This window comes from Actinophytocola sediminis, from assembly GCF_054779715.1.
The window spans coordinates 76,566-96,352 of sequence record NZ_BAAGXS010000020.1 but is presented as its reverse complement, the minus strand read 5'-3'; the positions used below and the strand labels follow the sequence as shown (position 1 = coordinate 96,352).

The following is a 19,787-nucleotide window of genomic DNA, read 5'->3' as shown; positions in this document are numbered from 1 at the left end:
TTGTGTCCTGAAAGGAGGCATCGATGACCACTGTTCGGGAGGCGCCTCCTGCCAGCGCCCGGTTGGTGATCTGTTGGGTCACGATCGTGTCCACTGTGCCCTATCTGGTGCTTAAGGTGTTGTGGCTGCTCGGTAGTTCCGTCGGTGCCGCCGACGCGGCGGGCGCGGCGGAGCTGCTGGACGTGCGGCACCTCGTTGGCGATGTGGTGACGGCGGGCATGGAGGTGTTCGCGATCGCGCTGGTGGTGGCGTTGACCTACCCATGGGGTCGCCGACTGCCGGCGTGGCTGGTGGCCGGACCCATCTGGGTGGCCACCGGGCTCCTGGCGCCGATCGCGCTCGGGCTGCCGCTTGGCCTGGCCGCGCAGGCGTTCGCGGGTGGGTCCGCCGCGCCGGTCGACAACGGACTCCACGGCTGGGTGTACGCCCTGGTCTACGGGGGCTTCGCGGTGCAGGCGATCGGACTGCCGGCCGCGTTCGTCGGTCATGCCAGGGAACGCTGGCCCGAGATGTTCCGGCTGCGCATGACACAACTGCCGGTCACCGCGTCCCCGCACCGGCGCACGATGACCACCGCCGCGATCGCGGCCGCCGGATACGCGGCGGTGCTGTTCGCGTGGACGGTGACCGGGTCGAGCTGGGGCGGTCCGGCTGGCTTCGACACGGTCGCCCAGCGAACCGCCCTGCTCGCGACCGGCATGCTCGTGCTGGCCGGCGCCATCGCCGTGCCCGCCCTGCGGTGGTGGCGGGGAGACCGGCGGCTGGTGGGCCCGCTCGTCCTGGCCTGGATCGGCACCAGCGTCATCGTCACCGCTGGACCGACCCACATCGCGCTCAGCAACCAGGGCCGCGTCAGTCTCCTGCTCGTGGCGGTCTCCCTCGCCGCGACCCTGTCCGGGCTGCTGCTCACGCGCTCGATGATCCGTTCCGTCGCGACGGTCCCGTAGCCGGCTTGATGACCTGGTCGGCCAGTTGGTCGAGTACCTCGATGAAGGTGTGGCGTCTCGCGGTCGGCACCGAGGTCAGGAAGTCGGCCTCCATCGCGCGGATGTCCGCGCCGCAGGTGTTGAGCACGGCCCGGCCGTCGTCGGTCAGCGCGACCACCCGGTTGCGCCGGTCGGTCGGGTCGGGGGTACGGGTGAGCAGCCCCCGGGCCTCCAGCCGGTCCAGGATCGGGATGAGTCGTGTCTTGTCCCGGTACACCGTCGTCGCCAGCTCCGACTGGGTCGGCGCCGCACCGGACTCGAGTGCGCTCAGGACGACGTAGTCCCACATCTCGACGCCGTGCGCGTTCAGGATCGGCGTTTCGGCCTCGATCATCGCCCTGGCCAGGCGGGCGAACGACGCTCCAAGGTCATGGCGCTGTCCCGTCATGGCGTGATGGTACCTATTGACCAATCGTCTACCATGGTAGATGGTTAGCGCATGCAGAACATCAGGGATCTTCACCGTCACGCACTCGACACCATCCGGCCGATCGTCGCGCGGGTCCGCCCCGTCGACCTGGACCGCCAGACCCCCTGCGCGGGCTGGGATCTGCGGGCGCTGTTGGCGCACATGATCGGCCAGGACCACGGCTTCGCGGCCGCGGTGCTGGCCGACGTGCCGGCCGGGGCGTTCGCCCCACGTGCGCCGTCGATCGACGCCCGCGACGCCGGCGTGGCGGTCGTGGCGGCCTCGTTCGCCGCTGCCGATCCAGACCGGCCGGTGCTGCTGGCGGAGTTCGGTGACCGCCGGTTCCCCCTCCACACCGTGATCGGCTTCCACCTGCTCGACACGCTGGTGCACGGCTGGGACGTCGCCGCCAGCCTCGGCATCGACGTCACCTACGACGAGGAGCTGGTCCTCGCCGCCCGCGCCCAGGCAGAGCTCGTCCCCGCCGGGGCCGCCCGCGCCACCCCCGACGCGCCGTTCGCTGCCGTCCTGCCGGTGGCGGAGGAGTCAACCGGCTGGGCACGCGTCCTGGCCCTGCTCGGCCGCGACTCGAACTGGACGGGCCAGGACGCGCCGGCCGAGGTCCGGTAGGGATGTCCGACGTGCGTGCGCGGCGATACGTGGCGATCGGCGACAGCTTCACCGAGGGGTGTGGTGATGAACTGCCGGACGGCTCGGTGCGGGGGTGGGCTGACCTGGTGGCGGCGGGACTCGCCGGCGCCACGGGTGACACCGTCCAGTACGCCAACCTGGCTGTGCGGGGGCGTCGGCTCGAACCGATCGTGACCGGGCAGTTGGAGGCCGCCATGGCACTTCGGCCGGCGCCCACCCTGATGACGCTCAACGGCGGTGGCAACGACATGTTGCGGCCGCGTACCGACGTCGAACAGCTGCTGGAGCTGACCGGCAGGGTGGTCCGTCGCTGTGCGGACGCGGGGGTGCGACTGGTGTTGCTCAGCGGCGCAGACCCGTCGGACCGGCTTCCGCTCGGCCGGCTGATCCGACGACGGGGTGCGGAGCTCACCCTGCGCGTCGCCGAACTGGCGGCGACCCACGGTGTGCTGTTCGTGGATGTGTTCCACGACCCCGAGATCCGCCGGCCGTGCTACTGGTCCGCCGACCGACTGCACCTCAACGCGTCCGGCCACCAGCGGGTGGCCGGTCTGGTGCTGACGGCTCTCGGCGTCGAGGCGGCATCCGTGCCTGGCGACTCGGGACTGCCCGAGGCGCGCCGGCTCCTCGCGGAGGCCCGTTACTACTGGGAGCACGTGCTGCCCTGGGTCCATCGCCGTCTCCGCAACCGCTCCTCCGGCGACGGACGAAACGGCAAGCACCTCGGCTGGACCGTCATCGAGGCCGCCGTGCGCCAGTAGAGCGTGCGGGTCGCGCTGGGTCGTTCGTGCCGCACACGTCTACTAGCTGGACATATATACGCAATACCCCCGCTCGCATGGGGTATTGTGTAAAATGTTCAGGACGAGAGGGGTGCCATGAGTCCAGCCCAGTTCCTCGCGGTCGCCGACGCCGCGCGGCAACTCGCCGTCTCGCCCCACCGTGTCCGCGAGCTGGTGCACAGTGGACAGCTCGACGCACATTGTGTAGGGCGGGAGCTGCTCGTCGATGCCGACTCCGTGTATCGACGAGCCCACGTCATCCGTCCGGCGGCGGGACGCCCGCTGTCCCCGCGGATGGCCTGGGGTCTGCTGTGGTGGCTCAGCGGTGTGCGCGCGCCATGGTTGTCGCCGGCTGAGCGCAGTCGGCTGCGAAAGTACGCAGCCCGGGTGGCTCTCGAGAAGTGGCCGCGCACGCTGGCCGGCCGGGCTGACGCGTATCGCGCGCGCATGTTGCCTGGTCCGCTCAAGCGCCTACGGGAGGGTCCGCGTGTGGCGGTCGGTGGTGTGTCGGCTGCCATGCACTATGGCCTGAACCTGATGGGCGATGCGGACGACGTCGAGCTCTACATCGAGGACGAGTTGTTCCAGGAGTTGGTTGAGGCGAAGCGAATCAACCTCGCTCCAGAGGCATCGAACGTGCTGGTTCGCGTACCACGTATCCCGTCGGCCTTGTCGTTCGACGACGCACATGCCGGCTTCGCGCCACCTGCGGCAGTGGCGGCTGACCTCGCTGACGCCGGCGACGAGCGTTCCGTGAACGCCGCAGGTCACCTGCTCGCCAACCTCGACGAGGCGCGATGAGCACCACACCACATCTTGGATCGGTACGCCTACCTCCGCTGGCGAACAACCGCGACGAAGTGCTCTGGCCGGTCCTGATGGATCTAGCCGCCGAGCTACCCAAGCCGTGGACGGTCATCGGTGGTCAGATGGTCTACCTGCATGGCCTGGTCGTCGGACGCGCCCCGCACCGGTACACCGAAGACATCGACCTGGTCTTCGATATCACTCTCAACGTCCGTGTGATCGAGAAGGCACACGCGGCGCTCGGCCGTCTCGGTTTCGAGGTGAAGGACGTCAGCGCCGAAGGACTGGCACATCGGTACGTGAACAGCCAACGCGTCGAGGTGGACATCCTCGCGCCCGACAATGTCGGCGAACGAGCGGCCACCAGGCTGAGCACTCCGGCGGGCAGAACCGTCCAGGTACCAGGTGGGCGAAAAGCCCTCCAGAACACGTGCTCCGTCGAGGCGAACTACGCCGACCGGACAGCACCGCTGTTCATTCCCGACCTTCTGACCGCCGTGGACATCAAGCTCAAGGCGATGAATCTGCCCGGCCGCACCGATGCCGGTCGTTCGCGGCACCTGGACGACATCGCCTTCCTGCTGTCGCTGTCCGACGACCCCGACGAGCTGCTGGAAAGTCCCGCCACAAGCCGTCTTCGCCTGACCCCCGCCACAGCCCTGGACGATGCGAGCCACCCGTCGTGGCGACTTCTGGGCCAGCACGGGGAGGACGGGTTTGCAGTGTGGGAGATGCTCCGCACCCGATAGCGCTCTGCCCGCCTGGTTGTCGGCTGGTGTGGACCCGGTAACGGTGGCCGAGTGGGCGGGGTTGGGTAAGGCGAGGCGATCTGACAGCTCTGTTAGCTAGCCGGTCGTCCCTACGACCTGCGGCACGCGGCCGTAAGCACGTGGCTGACAGGTTGTTCGTTCTGATGGAGGTCTACGCCGCCTGCCTGTACGGCCAGGACGTGGCGAACCGGCGACGCGTTCAGGAAGCTCTAGGGCACAGACCGTCCCGTGAGCGCGTCCGTGCGGTGTCCGTAAACGTCCACAGAAGGCCAGCGTTAGCCGGGTAGAACGAGAACCGCCGCTGACCGGTGTTCGTGCTGGTCAGCGGCGGTTTCTGTATGTCTGATGTGGGGCGCCCTTGGCAGGATTCGAACCTGCGACACCTGCCTCCGGAGGGCAGTGCTCTATCCCCTGAGCTACAAGGGCCCGTCGTCCTTGGGACGCACGCAGCTTAGCGCATCCGGTCCGCCCGCCCGGCGGCGGCTACCGTGGCCGCATGAATGGGGTACGACAGCGTTGGGTCGAGTCCGGCGGGCTGCGGTTGGCGGTCTACGAACGCGGCTCACCCGCCGCCCCGACCGTCATCCTCGTGCACGGCTACCCGGACAACGCCACCGTCTGGACCGACGTCGCCAGCCGGCTCGCCGAGCGGTTTCACGTCGTCACCTACGACGTCCGCGGCCACGGGAACTCCGACACGCCGGACACCACCGGCGGCTACCAGCTGTCCGCTCTCGCCGCCGATCTCTCGGCCGTCGCGCGGGCGGTGGCGGACGGGCCGGTTCACCTGGTCGGTCACGACTGGGGCTCCATCCAGGCCTGGGCCGCCATCGAACCCGGGCTCTTCCGGTCGTTCACCTCGATCTCCGGGCCCGAGCTCGGGCAGATCGCCCACTGGCTGCGCTCCTGGCCCCGGCGGCCGCGTGCCGTCGCCAGCCAGCTCGCGCATTCCTGGTACATCGGGGCGTTTCAGGTGCCGGTGATCCCCGAACTGGTCTGGCGCAGCCGACGTCTGCGGCGCACCTTCGCCGCCGACTACCGGGACGCCCGCAACGGGCTGCGGCTCTACCGGGCCAACATGGGCCGGGTCACCCACCGCGCGCGGCGGATCTCGGTGCCGGTCCAGCAGATCGCGCTCACCCGGGATCGCTACGTCACCCCGCCGTTGCTGGCCGCCGCCGACGCCTGGTGTGACCGGCTCTACCGGCGTGAGCTGGTCGCCGGGCACTGGGCGCCGCGCACCCACCCGGACGCGGTCGCCAGGATGATCGCCGACTTCGCCGACCACGTGGACGGTGAGCCGCCACCGCGTGAGCTGGCCAGGGCTCGGGTCGGCCAGGAGCAGCCGGCGTTGGCCGGGCAGCTCGCCCTGGTCACCGGCGCGGGGAGCGGGATCGGGCGGGCCACCGCCCACGCGCTCGCCGACAACGGCGCGCACGTGCTCTGTGTCGACCTCGACTTCGGCTCCGCGCAGCGGACGGCCGGCGATGTCGGCGGCTCGGCCTACCAACTCGACGTCGCCGACGGCGCGGCCACCGCCCGCCTGGCCGACCACGTGCTCACCGAGCACGGCGTGCCCGACCTCGTCATGGCCAACGCCGGTGTCGGGGTCAGCGGCGGGTTCCTGCAGACCTCGGTCGAGGACTGGCGCCGGGTCCTGGACACCAACCTCTGGGGCGTCATCCACACCCTCCGGTCGTTCCTGCCGGGCATGGTCGAGCGGGGGGAGGGCGGCCACGTCATCGTCACGTCCTCGGCGGCCGGGTTCCTGCCGCTGCCGTCGCTGCCCGCCTACGGCACCACCAAGGCCGGTGTGCTCATGCTCGCCCAGTGCCTGGCCGGTGAGCTGCGGCCGGCCGGCATCGGGGTCAGTGCGATCTGCCCGGGCATCGTGCACACCAACATCACCGCGACCACCCGGTTCGCCGGCACCGATCCGGCCGAGGAGCGCCGCCGCCAGACCTCGGCCACCGCCGCCTACCGCAGGCGCGGTTACGGGCCGGAGAAGGTCGCCGCCGCAGTCGTCGCGGCGATCTCCTCGGCGCGGCTGGTCGTGCCGGTGACGCCGGAGGCCCAGGTCGGCGCGGTGGGGGCGCGGTTCCTGCCGGCGACCACCCGGGCGATCGCCCGCTGGGTCGACCGATCCTGAGTTGCACTCATGCGCATGTGACTATATGTTCGGCCGGCGGGAGTGAAAGGAGCCGGTAGATGGGTCACGGGCACGGGCACGCGGTCAGCGCGTCCGGACGGCATGTCGGCCGGCTGGCCATCGCGTTCGCGATCACGGCGGCCTTCATGGTGCTCGAGCTCACCGTCGCCGTCACCACCTCCTCACTCGCCCTGCTCTCCGACGGCGCGCACATGCTCACCGACGTCATCGGCGTCGGCCTGGCCCTCGCGGCGATCCTGGCCGCCCGCCGCGCCCGGCGGAAGGCCGACCGCACCTTCGGGCTCTACCGCGCCGAGGTGCTCGCCGCGCTGGCCAACGCCGTGCTGCTGTTCGGGGTCGCCTTCTACGTGCTGTACGAGGCCATCGACCGGTTCCGGCACCCACCGGCGGTCCCCGGGCTGACCGTCGTGCTCGTGGCGCTCGCGGGCCTGGCCGCCAACGTCGTCGCGTTCCTGCTGCTGCGCGCGGGGGCCAAGGAGAGCCTCAACCTGCGCGGCGCCTACCTCGAGGTGCTCGCCGACCTCGTCGGCTCGGTCGGCGTGCTGGTCAGCGGGCTGGTCACGCTGCTGTTCGGCTGGCGCTACGCCGACCCGATCATCGGCGCCGCCATCGGCCTGTTCGTCCTGCCGCGCACCTGGACTCTCGCTCGCCGCGCGCTGCGGATCCTGTTCCAGCACGCCCCGGAACGGGTCGACGTCGACGCGCTCACCACCGCACTGTGCGCCATCGACGGCGTCAGCGAGGTCCACGACGTGCACGTCTGGACGCTGACCTCCGGCATGGAGGTGGCCTCCGCGCACGTGGCCGTCGAACCCGGCGTCGACCAGTCCGGCGTGCTCGCCTCGGCGCGCGGCCTGCTGGCCGAGGAGTACCAGATCGAGCACGCCACACTGCAGGTCGAGACCGACGAGGCGGCCGGCGGCTGCCACGAGCTGCACTGGTAGGTCAGGCGGGCGGCAGCGGCTGGGCGCCCCGCTTGGCGAGCATGTCGGTCAGCTGGTTCACCTCGGACACCTGGCTGGACACGACCTTCTTCGCCAGGTTCCGCACGTAGCCGGCGCTCGCGTGCGCCGCGCCGTACTCGGCCATCTGCAGCCCGCCCTGGTGGTGGCGCAGCATCAGTTGCAGGAACAACACGTCCAGCTGGCGGCCGGTCGCCGCGCGCAGCCGGTCCAGCTCCTCGGAGGTGGCCATCCCGGGCATCCGGTCGACCGCGCCGGTGGTGGTCTTGCCCAGCGCGTCGGTGTGCTCGTGGCTACCGCCCTGGGACATCCACTCCATGTGACCGGCACTGGGTTCCGGCAGGCTCGGCCTGCCCCACACGGTCAGCCAGCCCGCCATCTCACTGGACTGCGCGAGCTGGGTGGACTCGATGTCGAACGCCAGCCGCCGCAGTTCGCCGTCCTCGGAGCGGTCGCGTTCGATGCCGGCCATGGTGACCGCCTGCAGGTGGTGCACCCGCATGTCCTGGGCGAACCCGACGTCGACCGAGTCCGGCCCGGGCGTCGAGTTCTCCGCCCTGGACAACGTGAGCAGCATGCCGCCGGCGGCGCCCACCAGCAGCACGGCCACCATGCCGGCGATGATGATCAGCACCCGGCTGCCGGCCCCGCCGCGCGGCGGGGCCTCGTAGCCGTCCTCGTCCTCGTTCTCGACGTTGGGGTCTCGGTCGCGCTCGGTCACTGGCTGGGCGGGGGCGCGCCTGTGCCGGTCGCCGGGGGCGCTGCTGGCGGCGGGGTCTCACCGCCGGTGGCCGGCGGCGCCGGGGGCAGCTGCTGGCCCTGCTGTTCCTGCTGGGACTCGTCGGTCGCGCCGGTGCCGTCCATCTTCACCGCGTCCGCGCCGGGCGCCTCCGGCACGAAGGGCGGCGGGTTGGCCGGGTCGAAGCCCGTGCCGTCGACGTCACACCGGCCGCCGGGCTCCGGGTTCTGGTACTGGTTCTCCCGCAGCGAGCGGATGAACTCGTCGATCCGCGAGTCGTCCGCGCGGTCCAGCTTGAGCTGGTGGCCCCACGACTGCAGCGAGATCGGCCGGTCGAGGTCGGGGTAGGGCGACATCATCATGTACGGCTTGCCCTCGACCATGGACTTGAGCTTGTCCAGGTCGCCGCCCTTGACCTTGTCCGGGTTGTAGGCGATCCACACCGAGCCGTGCTCCAGCGAGTGCACCATGTTCTCGTTGCGCACCGCGGTGTCGTAGACCACGCCACTGCACGCGGCCCACGCCTGGTCGTGCGGGCCGCCGAAGGGCGGTGACTGGTCGTAGGCGACCCGTTGGTCGGGGGTCACGTGCTGGCCGGACTCGTACTCCTCCCGCTGCACGTCACTGATGTTCTCCGACGGGTCGGGGTTCTCCTCCGAGGCGACCCACTTCTCCTTCTCGTTGATCTGCAAGAAGGCATAAGTGAAAACGCCGCCGGCCAGCAGGACGACCGCGAGTACCGCGGCGATCGTGCCCCACGGCTTCGGCCGTTTCGGTCGGGACAGCGCCGAACGGGAGCGCCCCTTGGCGCCGCTCTTGTTCTTGGGCTTGCTGGTGCCCTTGCTCTTCGTCCCGCTCGCCACCGGTCTCGGACCTCGTCTCGTACCACTCTTACCGGATGTACACACCCCAGCGGGTAAGTGTAAGGACCCGGTGTGGGCTCGGTGTCAACGGCCGCCGGTCACGGCCTGTTCACACCCCGTCTGTTCACACCCCGTCTGTTCACACTCCGTCGACCGGCACGGCGTCCGGGCCGGGCGGGCTCGGATCGAACGGCGGCGGGTTGGTCAGGTCGAACATCGCGGGGTCGGTCTCGCACGGCGCCCCCGGCTCCGGGGTCGTGTACTCGTTGTCCCGCAGTGCGCGGATGAACTGGTCGATCCGCTCGTCGTCGGCCCCGGCCACCCGCAGCTGGTGGTTCCACGCCTGCAGTGCGATCGGCGGCTCGATGCCGGGGTAGGGGGAGAGCATCAGGTAGGGCTGGCCGTCGACCCGCTCGGCGAGCAGGGCGACCTCCTCCGGCGACAGCGCGGCTGGGTCGTAGGCGATCCAGACCGCACCGTGTTCGAGCGCGTGCACCATGTGCTCGGTGCGCACCGCGCGGTCGTACACCGCGCCGTTGCAGTTGGCCCACACCTCGTCGTGCATGCCGCCGACCGGTGGATGCCGGTCGTAGGCCACCCGCCGGTCCGGTGGGGCGTGTAAGCCGCCCTGGTGGTCGGCCAGTTCGACGCCCTCGATGTCGGTCGACGGGTCCTGGTTGTCCGGCGCCGGCTGGAAGGGCGTCGAGGTCGTCGACGGGTCTGGGTCCTCGGCGCTGCGGCTGGTACAGCCGGCGAGCAGGGTGATGGCGGCCAGGACGGCGGCCGTGCGCGCGGTGTTGATACTGATCGTCTCCCGGTCCGGAAACCCCCCGGTCAATCCTATGGTCGAGGCCGCTCCGGCCGGTAGGTTCGGGCTACCTAGACTTCTGCGGGTGACTCCCGCCGCTCTTGCCGACCTCGTCCGCGCTGTCGCCGTGGACGTGCTGACCAGCCGAGATCTCGACGGCGCCGCACTGCCGCCGACCGTGACCATCGAGCGCCCGCGAAATCCCGACCACGGCGACTACGCCACGAACGTCGCCCTCCAGGTGGCCAAGAAGGTCGGCGTCGCGCCGCGTGAGCTGGCCGGCTGGCTGGCCGAGGCCATCGCCGGGCGCGACGGGGTGGCGAGCGCCGAGGTCGCCGGCCCGGGGTTCATCAACCTGCGCCTGGCCGCCGACGCCCAGGGCGAGATCGTCCGCCAGGTGCTGGCCGCGGGCGCGGACTACGGCCGGGGCGAGGCGCACGCCGGCCAGCGGATCAACCTGGAGTTCGTCTCGGCCAACCCGACCGGCCCGCTGCACCTCGGCGGCACCCGCTGGGCCGCGGCCGGCGACGCGCTCGGCCGGGTGCTGTCCGCGCAGGGCGCGGAGGTGGTCCGGGAGTACTACTTCAACGACGCGGGCGCGCAGATCGACCGGTTCGTCCGCTCGCTGATCGCCTCGGCGAGGGACGAGCCGCCACCGGCCGACGGCTACGCGGGCGCCTACCTGTCCGACGTGGCCGCCGAGGTGCTGCGCAGCGAGCCCAACACGCTGTCGCTGCCGGCGGACGAGTGCGCGGAGACCTTCCGGCGCATCGGCGTCGGGCTGATGTTCGCGGAGATCAAGCGCAGCCTGCACGACTTCGGCACCGACTTCGACGTCTTCTTCCACGAGGACTCGCTGCACGCCTCCGGTCAGGTCGGCGAGGTGATCGCGGAGCTCAAGGCGCACGGCCACCTGTACGAGGCCGACGGCGCGTGGTGGCTGCGCACCACCGAGTTCGGTGACGACAAGGACCGGGTGGCGATCAAGTCCGACGGCGACCCGGCCTACATCGCCGGGGACATCGCCTACTTCCGGGACAAGCGTCGCCGCGGGTTCGACCTGTGCATCTACATGCTCGGCGCGGACCACCACGGCTACATCGCCCGGCTCAAGGCGGCGGCCGCCGCGTTGGACGACGACCCGAACACCGTCGAGGTCCTCATCGGACAGATGGTCAACCTGGTCGCCGACGGCAAGCCGGTGCGGATGAGCAAGCGGGCCGGCACCGTGGTGACCATGGAGGACCTGGTGGACGCGGTCGGCGTGGACGCCGCCCGCTACGCGCTCGTCCGGTCCTCCGCGGACGCGACGCTGGACATCGACCTCGACCTGTGGAGCAGGCGGACCAGCGACAACCCGGTGTACTACGTGCAGTACGCGCACGCCCGGCTGGCCTCGTTGGTGCGCAACGCGCGGGAGCTGGGCATCGCGGTGCCCGACAGCGCCGAGGGAGTCGACCTCGGCCTGCTCACCCACCAGCGGGAGGGCGAGCTGATCCGCACGATCGGCGACTTCCCGAAGGTGGTGGCGACCGCGGCCGCGCTGCGCGAACCGCACCGGATCGCGCGCTACCTCGAGGAGTTGGCCAGCGCGTACCACAAGTTCTACGACAGCTGCCGGATCCTGCCCCAGGGCGACGAGACCGCGACCCCGCTGACCACCGCCCGGCTCGCGCTGTGCGCCGCCGCGCGCCAACTGTTGGCCAACGGGCTCGCGCTGCTCGGCGTGTCCGCGCCGGAACGGATGTGACGGTATGAGAGCACATCCGGCCGGACCCCGGCACGCGGAGGTCCTGCCGCCCGGTTGGCCCGCCATTCCCCGACCGTCCACAACGGAGGGTCTGGACGAGCTGCTGCCCGAGGTGTGGCCGCGCAACGCCGGCCGGGGCGAGGACGGCGTGGTGCGCCTGGCCGGCGTGGACGTCCGCGAGCTCGCCGAGGCGTACGGCACGCCGCTGTTCGTGGTCGACGAGGACGACTTCCGGGCAAGGTGCGCCGAGCACGCCGAGGCGTTCGGCGACCCGGCGCTGGTGCACTACGCGTCCAAGGCGTTCCTGTCCGTGCGGATCGCCGAGTGGGTCGCCCAGGAGGGTCTGTCGCTGGATGTGTGCAGCGGCGGCGAGCTGGCCATCGCGCTGCGGGCGGACTTCCCGCCGGAGCGGATCACCTTGCACGGCAACAACAAGTCGCCCGCTGAGCTGGCCGAGGCGGTGGTCGCCGGGGTGGGCGCGGTGGTGCTCGACTCGTTCCACGAGATCGTGCGGCTCGACCGGATCGCCCGCGACCACGGCGTCGTGCAGCCGGTGCTGGTGCGGGTCACGGTGGGCGTGGAGGCCCACACCCACGAGTACATCGCCACCGCGCACGAGGACCAGAAGTTCGGTTTCTCGCTGGCCGGCGGGGACGCGGCCGAGGCGGTGCGCCGGGTGCTCGGCTCTGCCGGGCTGAAGCTGATCGGCCTGCACAGCCACATCGGCTCGCAGATCTTCGACGCCAACGCCTTCGAGCTGTCCGCCCACCGGGTCATCGCGCTGCTGGCGGCACTGCGCGACGAGCACGGCGCGGACGCGCTCGCCGATGTGTCCATTGTGGACCTCGGGGGTGGGCTGGGGATCGCCTACACCGCGCTGGACGACCCGCCGTCGCCGGCCTGGCTGGCCGAGCAGCTGCGCAACATCGTGGCCAAGGAGTGCGAGCAGTTCGCGCTGCCGGTGCCCAGGGTCGCGGTCGAGCCGGGACGGGCGATCGTCGGTCCCGGAACGGTGACGCTGTACGAGGTCGGCACCATCAAGGACGTCGAGCTCGGGCACGGCACCGCGCGCCGGTATGTCAGTGTGGACGGTGGGATGAGCGACAACATCCGCACCGCGCTCTACGACGCCGAGTACGACTGCCGGTTGGTGTCCCGGTTCGCCGACGACGGCATGCGGGCCGGCGAGCCGCTGCTGTCCAGGGTGGTCGGCAAGCACTGCGAGTCCGGCGACGTCGTGGTGCGGGACTGTTGGCTGCCGGAGAACCTGGCGCCGGGCGACCTGATCGCGGTGGCCGCGACCGGCGCGTACTGCTATGCCATGGCGTCGAGCTACAACCGGCTGCCAAGGCCCGCGGTGGTCTCGGTCCGCGACGGCGAGACCAGACTGTTGCTGCGCCGGGAGACCATCGAGGACCTGCTGCGGTTGGAGGTGCCATGACTCAACCACGTATCAGGGTCGCCATGCTGGGGTGCGGCACCGTCGGCGCCCAGGTGGTGCGGCTGCTGACCGAGCAGGAGGGTGACCTCACCGCGCGCATCGGCGGGGCGGTCGAGCTGGTCGGGGTCGCGGTCCGGCGACCCAACCGGCACCCCGAGATCCCGGCACACCTGATCACCACCGACGCCACCGCGCTCGTCGAGTCCGATGTGGACGTCGTGGTCGAGGTGATCGGCGGCATCGAGCCCGCCCGCACGCTGCTCACGAAAGCCCTGCGCGACGGCAAGTCCGTGGTCACCGCGAACAAGGCGCTGCTGGCAGAACACGCGGCCGAGCTGTTCGCCGCGGCCGCGTCCTCCGGTGCCGACCTGTACTTCGAGGCGGCCGTCGCCGGCGCGATCCCGTTGCTGCGCCCGCTGCGCGAGTCGCTGGCCGGCGACCGGATCACCCGCGTGATGGGCATCGTCAACGGCACCACCAACTACATCCTGTCCGCGATGGACACCTCGGGTGCTGGCTACGCGGAGACCCTCGACGAGGCCTCCCGGCTCGGCTACGCGGAGGCCGACCCGACCGCCGACGTCGAGGGCTACGACGCGGCGTCCAAGGCGGCCATCCTCGCCTCGATCGCCTTCCACACCAGGGTCACCGCCGCCGACGTGTACCGCGAGGGCATCACCTCGGTCACCCCGGCCGACATCGCCGCCGCGCGCACGCTTGGCCGCACGATCAAGCTGCTCGCGATCTGCGAACGCGTCGACCGGGACGGCGTCGAGGCGGTCGCGGTCCGGGTGCACCCGGCGATGATCCCGCGCAGTCACCCGCTGGCCAGTGTCGGCGGCGCGTACAACGCGGTGTTCGTCGAGGCCGACGCCGCCGGCTCGCTGATGTTCTACGGCCAGGGCGCGGGCGGCGCGCCGACCGCGAGCGCGGTGCTCGGCGACCTCGTCGCGGCCGCGCGCAACCGGGTCGTCGGCGGGCGTGGCCCGGGGGAGTCCTCCTACGCCGCGCTGCCGATCCGCCCGATCTCCCAAGTGGACACTCGCTACCACGTGAGCCTGGACGTCGCCGACCGCGCGGGCGTGCTGTCCACTGTGGCCTCGGTGTTCGCCGAGCACGACGTGAGTATCGCCGCGGTGCGCCAACAGGGCAGGGCCGAGGACGCGAGCCTGGTGATCGTCACCCACTCGGCCTCCGACGACGCCTTACGCTCCACAGTGGACAAGATCGGCGGACTGCCAGCGGTGCATGACGTGGTCAGCGTGATGCGGGTCGAAGGAGAGGAACCATGACAGCATCGGCCGGGGTGCGGCCGGCGTGGCCCGGAGTGATCCGCGCCTACCCGGACCGGATCAGCCTGCCAGAGGGCGCGCGGGTGGTGACCCTGCAGGAAGGCGGTACGCCCCTGCTCGAGGCGCCACACCTGTCCGACCTGTGCGGCTGCGAGGTGTACCTGAAGATCGAGGGCGCCAACCCGACCGGGTCGTTCAAGGACCGCGGCATGACCGTGGCCATCAGCCACGCGCTGGCCACCGGCGCCACCGCGGTGATCTGCGCGTCCACCGGCAACACCTCGGCCTCGGCCGCGGCCTACGCCGCCCGCGCCGGGCTGACCTGCGCGGTGCTGGTGCCCCGGGGCAAGATCGCGCTCGGCAAGCTGGCCCAGGCGGTGTCCCACGGCGCGCGGATCCTGCAGATCGACGGCAACTTCGACGACTGCCTCGAACTGGCCCGCAAGACCGCCGCCGAGTACCCGGTCGAGCTGGTGAACTCGGTCAACCCGGTGCGGCTGATCGGCCAGCAGACCGCGGCGTGGGAGATCTGTGACGCGCTCGGCCGCGCGCCGGACGTGCACCTGCTGCCGGTCGGCAACGCCGGCAACATCACCGCCTACTGGCGGGGCTACTCGGCCTACGCCGCCGAGGGCGTGGTTGCCGGCACGCCGAGGATGTTCGGGTTCCAGGCCGCCGGCGCCGCGCCGCTGGTCATCGGCGAGCCGGTGCGCGACCCGGACACCGTGGCCACCGCGATCCGCGTGGGCAACCCGGCGTCCTGGGCGGGCGCGATCGCCGCGCGGGACGCCTCGGCCGGGCTGATCGACGCGGTGCCCGACGAGCACCTGCTCGACGCCTACCGGCTGCTCGCCGCCAGGGAGGGCGTGTTCGTGGAGCCGGCATCGGCGGTCAGCGTCGCCGGCCTGCTGATGACCGCCCGCGACGGCCGGCTGCCGGCGGGCTCGCTCGCGGTGTGCACGGTCACCGGACACGGCCTCAAGGACCCGGACACCGCGCTGGCCGGCATGCCGCCGGTCGAGCCGGTGCCGGTCTCCCCGGGGGCGGTGGCCACCGCGCTGGAGTTGAGTTGAGTTCCATTCGGGTCACGGTTCCGGCCTCGACGGCCAACCTGGGGTCCGGTTTCGACGCGCTCGGCCTGGCGCTCGCGCTCTACGACGAGATCGAGGTCACGGTCACCGACGGCGGCGTGACCGGCACCATCACCGGTGAGGGCGCCGACCTCGTCGTCGACGAGAAGCACCTGCTGGTCCGCGCGCTGCGGGCCACCGCGGACCACCTCGGGCTCGACCTGCCCGGGGTGGCGCTGACCTGCGTGAACGCCATTCCGCATGCCCGAGGGCTCGGCTCGTCGGCTTCGGCCGTGGTCGCGGGGGTGGCCGCCGGGTACGCGCTGGCCGGCCAGCAGCTCGACCAGGAGGCGCTGCAACTGGCCGCCGCGTTCGAGGGCCACGCGGACAACGCGGCGGCCAGCCTCACCGGCGGGCTGGCACTGACCTGGGTCGACCAGGAGCGGTATCACGCGGTGCGCCTGGAGCCACACGTGCGGTTGCGGCCGATCCTGTTGGTGCCGGCCGACCGGTCCGCGACCGCGCTCACCAGGGGACTGCTGCCGGCGCGGGTGCCGCACGGGGACGCGGCGTTCGCCGTCGCGCGCGGCGCGCTCGCGGTGCACGCGTTCACCGAGCGGCCCGACCTGTTGCTGGCCGCGACCGCTGACCGGCTGCACCAGGACTACCGGGCCAAGGCCTGGCCGAACACCAGTCGAGTAGTGCGTGAACTTCGCGACAACGGAGTCGCCGCAATGGTTTCCGGCGCCGGGCCGACGGTGTTCGTCGCGACCGTGGACGGCAGGCTGCCACCGGAGGTCGACACCTCGGAGTTCGCCGTGCGTGAGCTTGCCGTCGATCGAGGTGGGGTCCGTGTCCAGTCGACTGGAACAAATTCCAGGTAGCCGGGGTTGTAGCCAGTTGTTGGTCATCAGCCACGCCGGTGCACCCGGTTGTTGCACGCGGATGCGGGGCCGTCTACCCTCAGGGGCGTTCAGTCACCGCGCGTACGGGCGCCCGGTGTCGTTCCCGGATAAATCTTTCCGGGTCGCATCAATCCGTTGAGATGCCGACTCGGCCTCGTGAGGTCGAAGTCGACGCTGGCGGATACCGAAAGCCGTGGTGACCGAGATAGCTCGCGTTGACGGTCATCGTCCGCAAATGGTGAATCGCCAGGTAGCCATGATCGAGACGAGGGCCAGTCAGCCGGGGCATACGCCGTATCGAGCTCGTCGAGCGGCGGTCCGCTGGTACACGGGTCCTCCTGTGGAGGCGGGGACCTGGTCAGGAAGGACATGAGTGAGCAACACTGATCTGCTGGGTAGCGAAACAGCCAACGGAGCTGTCGCCGACGCGGCGCAGACGCCGCGCACCAGCGCAAACGGGGGCACGACCAAACGGCGCGCCGGCCTTTCCGGCATGGTGCTCGCCGAACTGCGTGAACTCGCCGGCCAGTTGGGCATCACCGGCACGACCGGGATGCGCAAGGGCGACCTGATCGCCGCCATCAAGGAGCGGCAGGGCGGTGGCTCCGCCCCCGCGAAGACCGAGACCACGGCCGACACGTTGCCGCTTGGTCTGGAGAGCAAAGGTGCGGAGCGTAAGCAGAAGGCCGAGCCGAAGGCGGAGGTGACGGCTGCCCCGGTGGTGGCCAAGACCGACGCCCCGCCCGCGCCGGCCAAGGAGGCCGACAGCGAGGACGGCGACCGCCGCGAGCCGACCAGCCGCAGGCGCCGTGGGTCCGGCCGCGCGGCCGGCAGCCCGGAGGCCGAGGTGCGGACCGACGACCGGCCGGACAAGTCCGACCGGCGCGAGGACCGCGGCGCCGACCGTGGCGCAGACCGTGGCGACCGTGGTGACAAGGGCGGCGATCGGCAGCAGGGTCGCGACCGGCAGAGCGGTGACCGTCAGGGCGGTGAGCGGCAGAGCGGTGAACGGCAGAGCGACGGGCGTAACGACCGTGGCGGCCGGGACCGCAACCAGGACCGCAACGACCGTAACCAGGACCGCAACCAGGACCGGGGTCAGAACCGCAATCAGGAGCGCGGTCAGGACCGCAACCGGGACAACGGTCCGGACGACGATGACGACGACGACGGTGGCCGGCGTCGCGGCCGGCGTTTCCGGGACCGCCGCAGGCGCGGTGGCACCAGCAGCGGCAGCGGCGGCCGGAGCGAGAGCCCGGACACCGAGGTCCGCGAGGACGACGTCCTGCTGCCGGTGGCCGGCGTGCTCGACGTGCTCGAGAACTACGCGTTCGTGCGCACCTCGGGCTACCTGTCCGGGCCCAACGACGTCTACGTCTCCCTCTCGCTCGTGCGCAGGTACGGCCTGCGCCGGGGCGACGCGATCACCGGCATGGTGCGCCAGCCCCGCGAGGGCGAGCAGCAGCGGCAGAAGTTCAACCCGCTGGTGCGCGTGGAGACGATCAACGGGCTCGAGCCCGACCAGGCCAAGAACCGGCCGGAGTTCACCAAGCTGACGCCGCTGTACCCGAACGAGCGGCTGCGTCTGGAGACCGAGTCCCACCTGCTGACCACCCGGGTCATCGACCTGGTGATGCCGGTCGGCAAGGGCCAGCGGGCGCTGATCGTCTCGCCACCCAAGGCCGGTAAGACCTCGGTCCTGCAGGCGATCTCGAACGCCATCACCACGAACAACCCCGAGTGCTACCTGATGGTCGTGCTCGTGGACGAGCGGCCGGAAGAGGTCACCGACATGCAGCGGTCGGTGAAGGGTGAGGTCATCGCCTCCACCTTCGACCGCCCGCCGTCAGACCACACCACGGTCGCGGAGCTGTCCATCGAGCGGGCCAAGCGACTGGTCGAGATGGGCCACGACGTGGTCGTGCTGCTCGACTCGATCACCCGTCTCGGCCGGGCCTACAACCTGGCCGCGCCGGCCTCCGGGCGAATCCTGTCCGGTGGTGTCGACTCGACCGCGCTGTTCCCGCCGAAGCGGTTCCTCGGCGCGGCGCGCAACATCGAGGACGGCGGCTCGCTGACCATCTTCGCCACCGCGCTGGTGGAGACCGGCTCCGCGGGTGACACGGTGATCTTCGAGGAGTTCAAGGGCACCGGCAACGCCGAGCTCGTCCTCGATCGCAAGATCGCCGACAAGCGCACGTTCCCGGCGGTCAACGTGGACGCCTCGGGTACTCGTAAGGAAGAGCTGCTGCTCTCGCCGGACGAGCTCGCGGTCACCGTGAAGCTGCGCCGGGTGTTGCACGCGCTGGACAACCAGCAGGCCATCGACCTGCTGCTCACCCAGCTCCGCAAGACCAGGACCAACATCGAGTTCCTCATGCAGGTGGCCAAGAACACCCCGTCAGTCAACGACGACTAGTACGGGACCCCCGAATGCCCTGAATGAGGCATTGGCGACGTTCAACGTCCCGAATGAGGCATTCAGGGCAGTTGACCACCGCTAGCGACGTCGTGAGCGGGCCTGCCGGCACAACAGCACCAACACGCCGAGTGCCGGCAGCCCGATCGCGACTGCGGTGTGGGTGGGGATGGTGACCCCGCCGAGCAACAGGCCGAGGCCGAACACCAGCACCGGGTAACCGATCCGCAGCGCCCACCGGCAGCCGGCCGGCCACGACTCCGGCTGGACGTCGATGAGCGCGGTCACCGCGGCCGCGGCACCCCACAACGCGCTGGACAGCGTCGCCTGCCAGTCGGCGTCGATGAGGATGCCGAGCATCGCGACCAGGCCGAGGACGGCGGCCGCGAACAGCACGGGAACGGCCAACCACGCCTGTACGGACAGCGGCTGGCCCAACGGATCGGACACAGGAAAAGTGTGTCCTCGGGCCACCGTCACTGTCGGCTGACGTCGGTGAGCGCCGGAGTGGTTGCGCTGGGTGGTGTTTGTTGCGCGACGAACGGTCCGGTTCCGGATGCGGGCGCACAGCCCGGCTGCTATGGAATAGCCCCTGATCGGGGGACGTTGAACGAGATTGCCAGGCTATCTGGCAGACTGTCTGGTCGAGTCCGGCTCCGGTTCACCCCGAGCACTTCCGGGGACCCGGCGGCCATTGAGAAAGGGCAAGATCTGTGAAGACCGGAATTCATCCCGAGTACGTCGTGACCGAGGTCGTCTGCGGCTGTGGGAACACGTTCACCACGCGCAGCACCAAGAAGTCGGGCAGCATCCACGTGGAGGTCTGCTCGAACTGCCACCCGTTCTACACGGGCAAGCAGAAGATCCTCGACACCGGCGGCCGGGTCGCCCGCTTCGAGGCCCGCTACGGCAAGCGGCAGAAGAACAAGTAGCTTCGCGCACGGCGCCCACCCGCATGCTCGG

General features: G+C 70.8%; 19 protein-coding genes and 1 tRNA gene. 14 read left to right on the top strand and 6 right to left on the bottom strand.

Annotated features, from left to right (window positions below; translation table 11 throughout):
• Positions 1–23 precede the first annotated feature (23 nt).
• On the top strand, positions 24–947 hold the full coding sequence (locus ACYVIP_RS13540) for a hypothetical protein (RefSeq protein WP_460395880.1): 924 nt from the start codon (positions 24–26) through the stop codon (positions 945–947).
• Here ACYVIP_RS13540 and ACYVIP_RS13535 read toward each other — a convergent pair.
• Positions 907–1,374 (bottom strand): MarR family winged helix-turn-helix transcriptional regulator, encoded by a 468-nt coding sequence (locus ACYVIP_RS13535; protein WP_460395878.1) that lies wholly within the window; start codon positions 1,372–1,374, stop codon positions 907–909. The two genes, ACYVIP_RS13540 and ACYVIP_RS13535, sit on opposite strands and share 41 nt — an antisense overlap.
• A 51-nt stretch (positions 1,375–1,425) precedes the next feature.
• Here ACYVIP_RS13535 and ACYVIP_RS13530 point away from each other — a divergent pair, with 51 nt between their 5' ends.
• The 4 genes from ACYVIP_RS13530 to ACYVIP_RS13515 all read left to right on the top strand — a co-directional run bounded on the left by ACYVIP_RS13530 (position 1,426) and on the right by ACYVIP_RS13515 (position 4,384).
• Positions 1,426–2,025, top strand: coding sequence for a TIGR03086 family metal-binding protein (locus ACYVIP_RS13530; protein WP_460395876.1), 600 nt, complete (start codon positions 1,426–1,428; stop codon positions 2,023–2,025).
• A gap of 2 nt (positions 2,026–2,027) precedes the next feature.
• A complete protein-coding gene (locus tag ACYVIP_RS13525; RefSeq protein ID WP_460395874.1) occupies positions 2,028–2,807 on the top strand; it encodes an SGNH/GDSL hydrolase family protein in 780 nt (259 codons plus the stop codon).
• A gap of 117 nt (positions 2,808–2,924) precedes the next feature.
• Positions 2,925–3,629 carry a helix-turn-helix domain-containing protein gene (locus tag ACYVIP_RS13520; RefSeq protein WP_460395872.1) on the top strand — a complete coding sequence of 235 codons (705 nt, stop codon included), beginning with the start codon at positions 2,925–2,927 and terminating at the stop codon, positions 3,627–3,629.
• Positions 3,626–4,384 (top strand): nucleotidyl transferase AbiEii/AbiGii toxin family protein, encoded by a 759-nt coding sequence (locus ACYVIP_RS13515; protein WP_460395870.1) that lies wholly within the window; start codon positions 3,626–3,628, stop codon positions 4,382–4,384. The genes ACYVIP_RS13520 and ACYVIP_RS13515 overlap by 4 nt, the downstream gene beginning before the upstream one ends.
• A 374-nt stretch (positions 4,385–4,758) precedes the next feature.
• On the opposite strand, the gene ACYVIP_RS13510 is transcribed toward ACYVIP_RS13515, so the two are convergent.
• A tRNA-Arg gene (locus ACYVIP_RS13510) sits at positions 4,759–4,831 on the bottom strand.
• Between the two features lie 70 nt (positions 4,832–4,901).
• Here ACYVIP_RS13510 and ACYVIP_RS13505 point away from each other — a divergent pair.
• Positions 4,902–6,554 carry an SDR family oxidoreductase gene (locus ACYVIP_RS13505; protein ID WP_460395868.1) on the top strand — a complete coding sequence of 551 codons (1,653 nt, stop codon included), beginning with the start codon at positions 4,902–4,904 and terminating at the stop codon, positions 6,552–6,554.
• A gap of 59 nt (positions 6,555–6,613) precedes the next feature.
• The gene (locus ACYVIP_RS13500; RefSeq protein WP_460395866.1) at positions 6,614–7,519 is read left to right on the top strand and encodes a cation diffusion facilitator family transporter; all 906 of its coding nucleotides are present in this window, start codon (positions 6,614–6,616) and stop codon (positions 7,517–7,519) included.
• Position 7,520: 1 nt separating this feature from the next.
• Here the strand turns inward: ACYVIP_RS13500 and ACYVIP_RS13495 are convergent, their stop codons facing one another.
• The 3 genes from ACYVIP_RS13495 to ACYVIP_RS13485 form a co-directional block, all read right to left on the bottom strand.
• Positions 7,521–8,258, bottom strand: coding sequence for a DUF305 domain-containing protein (locus ACYVIP_RS13495; RefSeq protein ID WP_460395864.1), 738 nt, complete (start codon positions 8,256–8,258; stop codon positions 7,521–7,523).
• Complete coding sequence (locus ACYVIP_RS13490) at positions 8,255–9,139, bottom strand: DUF3105 domain-containing protein (RefSeq protein WP_460395862.1); 885 nt, start codon at positions 9,137–9,139, stop codon at positions 8,255–8,257. Before ACYVIP_RS13490 ends, ACYVIP_RS13495 begins: the two co-directional genes overlap by 4 nt.
• A 139-nt stretch (positions 9,140–9,278) precedes the next feature.
• Positions 9,279–9,977, bottom strand: coding sequence for a DUF3105 domain-containing protein (locus ACYVIP_RS13485; RefSeq protein ID WP_460395860.1), 699 nt, complete (start codon positions 9,975–9,977; stop codon positions 9,279–9,281).
• 55 nt (positions 9,978–10,032) lie between these two features.
• Between ACYVIP_RS13485 and argS the strand changes: the two genes are divergently transcribed.
• The 6 genes from argS to rho all read left to right on the top strand — a co-directional run bounded on the left by argS (position 10,033) and on the right by rho (position 18,824).
• Complete coding sequence (argS, locus tag ACYVIP_RS13480; RefSeq protein WP_460395858.1) at positions 10,033–11,697, top strand: arginine--tRNA ligase; 1,665 nt, start codon at positions 10,033–10,035, stop codon at positions 11,695–11,697.
• 4 nt (positions 11,698–11,701) lie between these two features.
• On the top strand, positions 11,702–13,138 hold the full coding sequence (gene lysA / locus ACYVIP_RS13475) for a diaminopimelate decarboxylase (RefSeq protein ID WP_460395856.1): 1,437 nt from the start codon (positions 11,702–11,704) through the stop codon (positions 13,136–13,138).
• Complete coding sequence (locus tag ACYVIP_RS13470; protein ID WP_460395854.1) at positions 13,135–14,430, top strand: homoserine dehydrogenase; 1,296 nt, start codon at positions 13,135–13,137, stop codon at positions 14,428–14,430. Before lysA ends, ACYVIP_RS13470 begins: the two co-directional genes overlap by 4 nt.
• A complete protein-coding gene (gene thrC, locus ACYVIP_RS13465; RefSeq protein WP_460395852.1) occupies positions 14,427–15,503 on the top strand; it encodes a threonine synthase in 1,077 nt (358 codons plus the stop codon). Before ACYVIP_RS13470 ends, thrC begins: the two co-directional genes overlap by 4 nt.
• A complete protein-coding gene (gene thrB, locus ACYVIP_RS13460; protein ID WP_460395850.1) occupies positions 15,500–16,384 on the top strand; it encodes a homoserine kinase in 885 nt (294 codons plus the stop codon). The genes thrC and thrB overlap by 4 nt, the downstream gene beginning before the upstream one ends.
• A gap of 394 nt (positions 16,385–16,778) precedes the next feature.
• On the top strand, positions 16,779–18,824 hold the full coding sequence (gene rho / locus ACYVIP_RS13455) for a transcription termination factor Rho (RefSeq protein WP_460395848.1): 2,046 nt from the start codon (positions 16,779–16,781) through the stop codon (positions 18,822–18,824).
• 81 nt (positions 18,825–18,905) lie between these two features.
• On the opposite strand, the gene ACYVIP_RS13450 is transcribed toward rho, so the two are convergent.
• Positions 18,906–19,274 (bottom strand): hypothetical protein, encoded by a 369-nt coding sequence (locus ACYVIP_RS13450; protein WP_460395846.1) that lies wholly within the window; start codon positions 19,272–19,274, stop codon positions 18,906–18,908.
• 263 nt (positions 19,275–19,537) lie between these two features.
• Between ACYVIP_RS13450 and rpmE the strand changes: the two genes are divergently transcribed.
• The gene (rpmE, locus tag ACYVIP_RS13445) at positions 19,538–19,756 is read left to right on the top strand and encodes a 50S ribosomal protein L31 (protein ID WP_460395844.1); all 219 of its coding nucleotides are present in this window, start codon (positions 19,538–19,540) and stop codon (positions 19,754–19,756) included.
• The last annotated feature ends 31 nt before the right edge of the window (positions 19,757–19,787 follow it).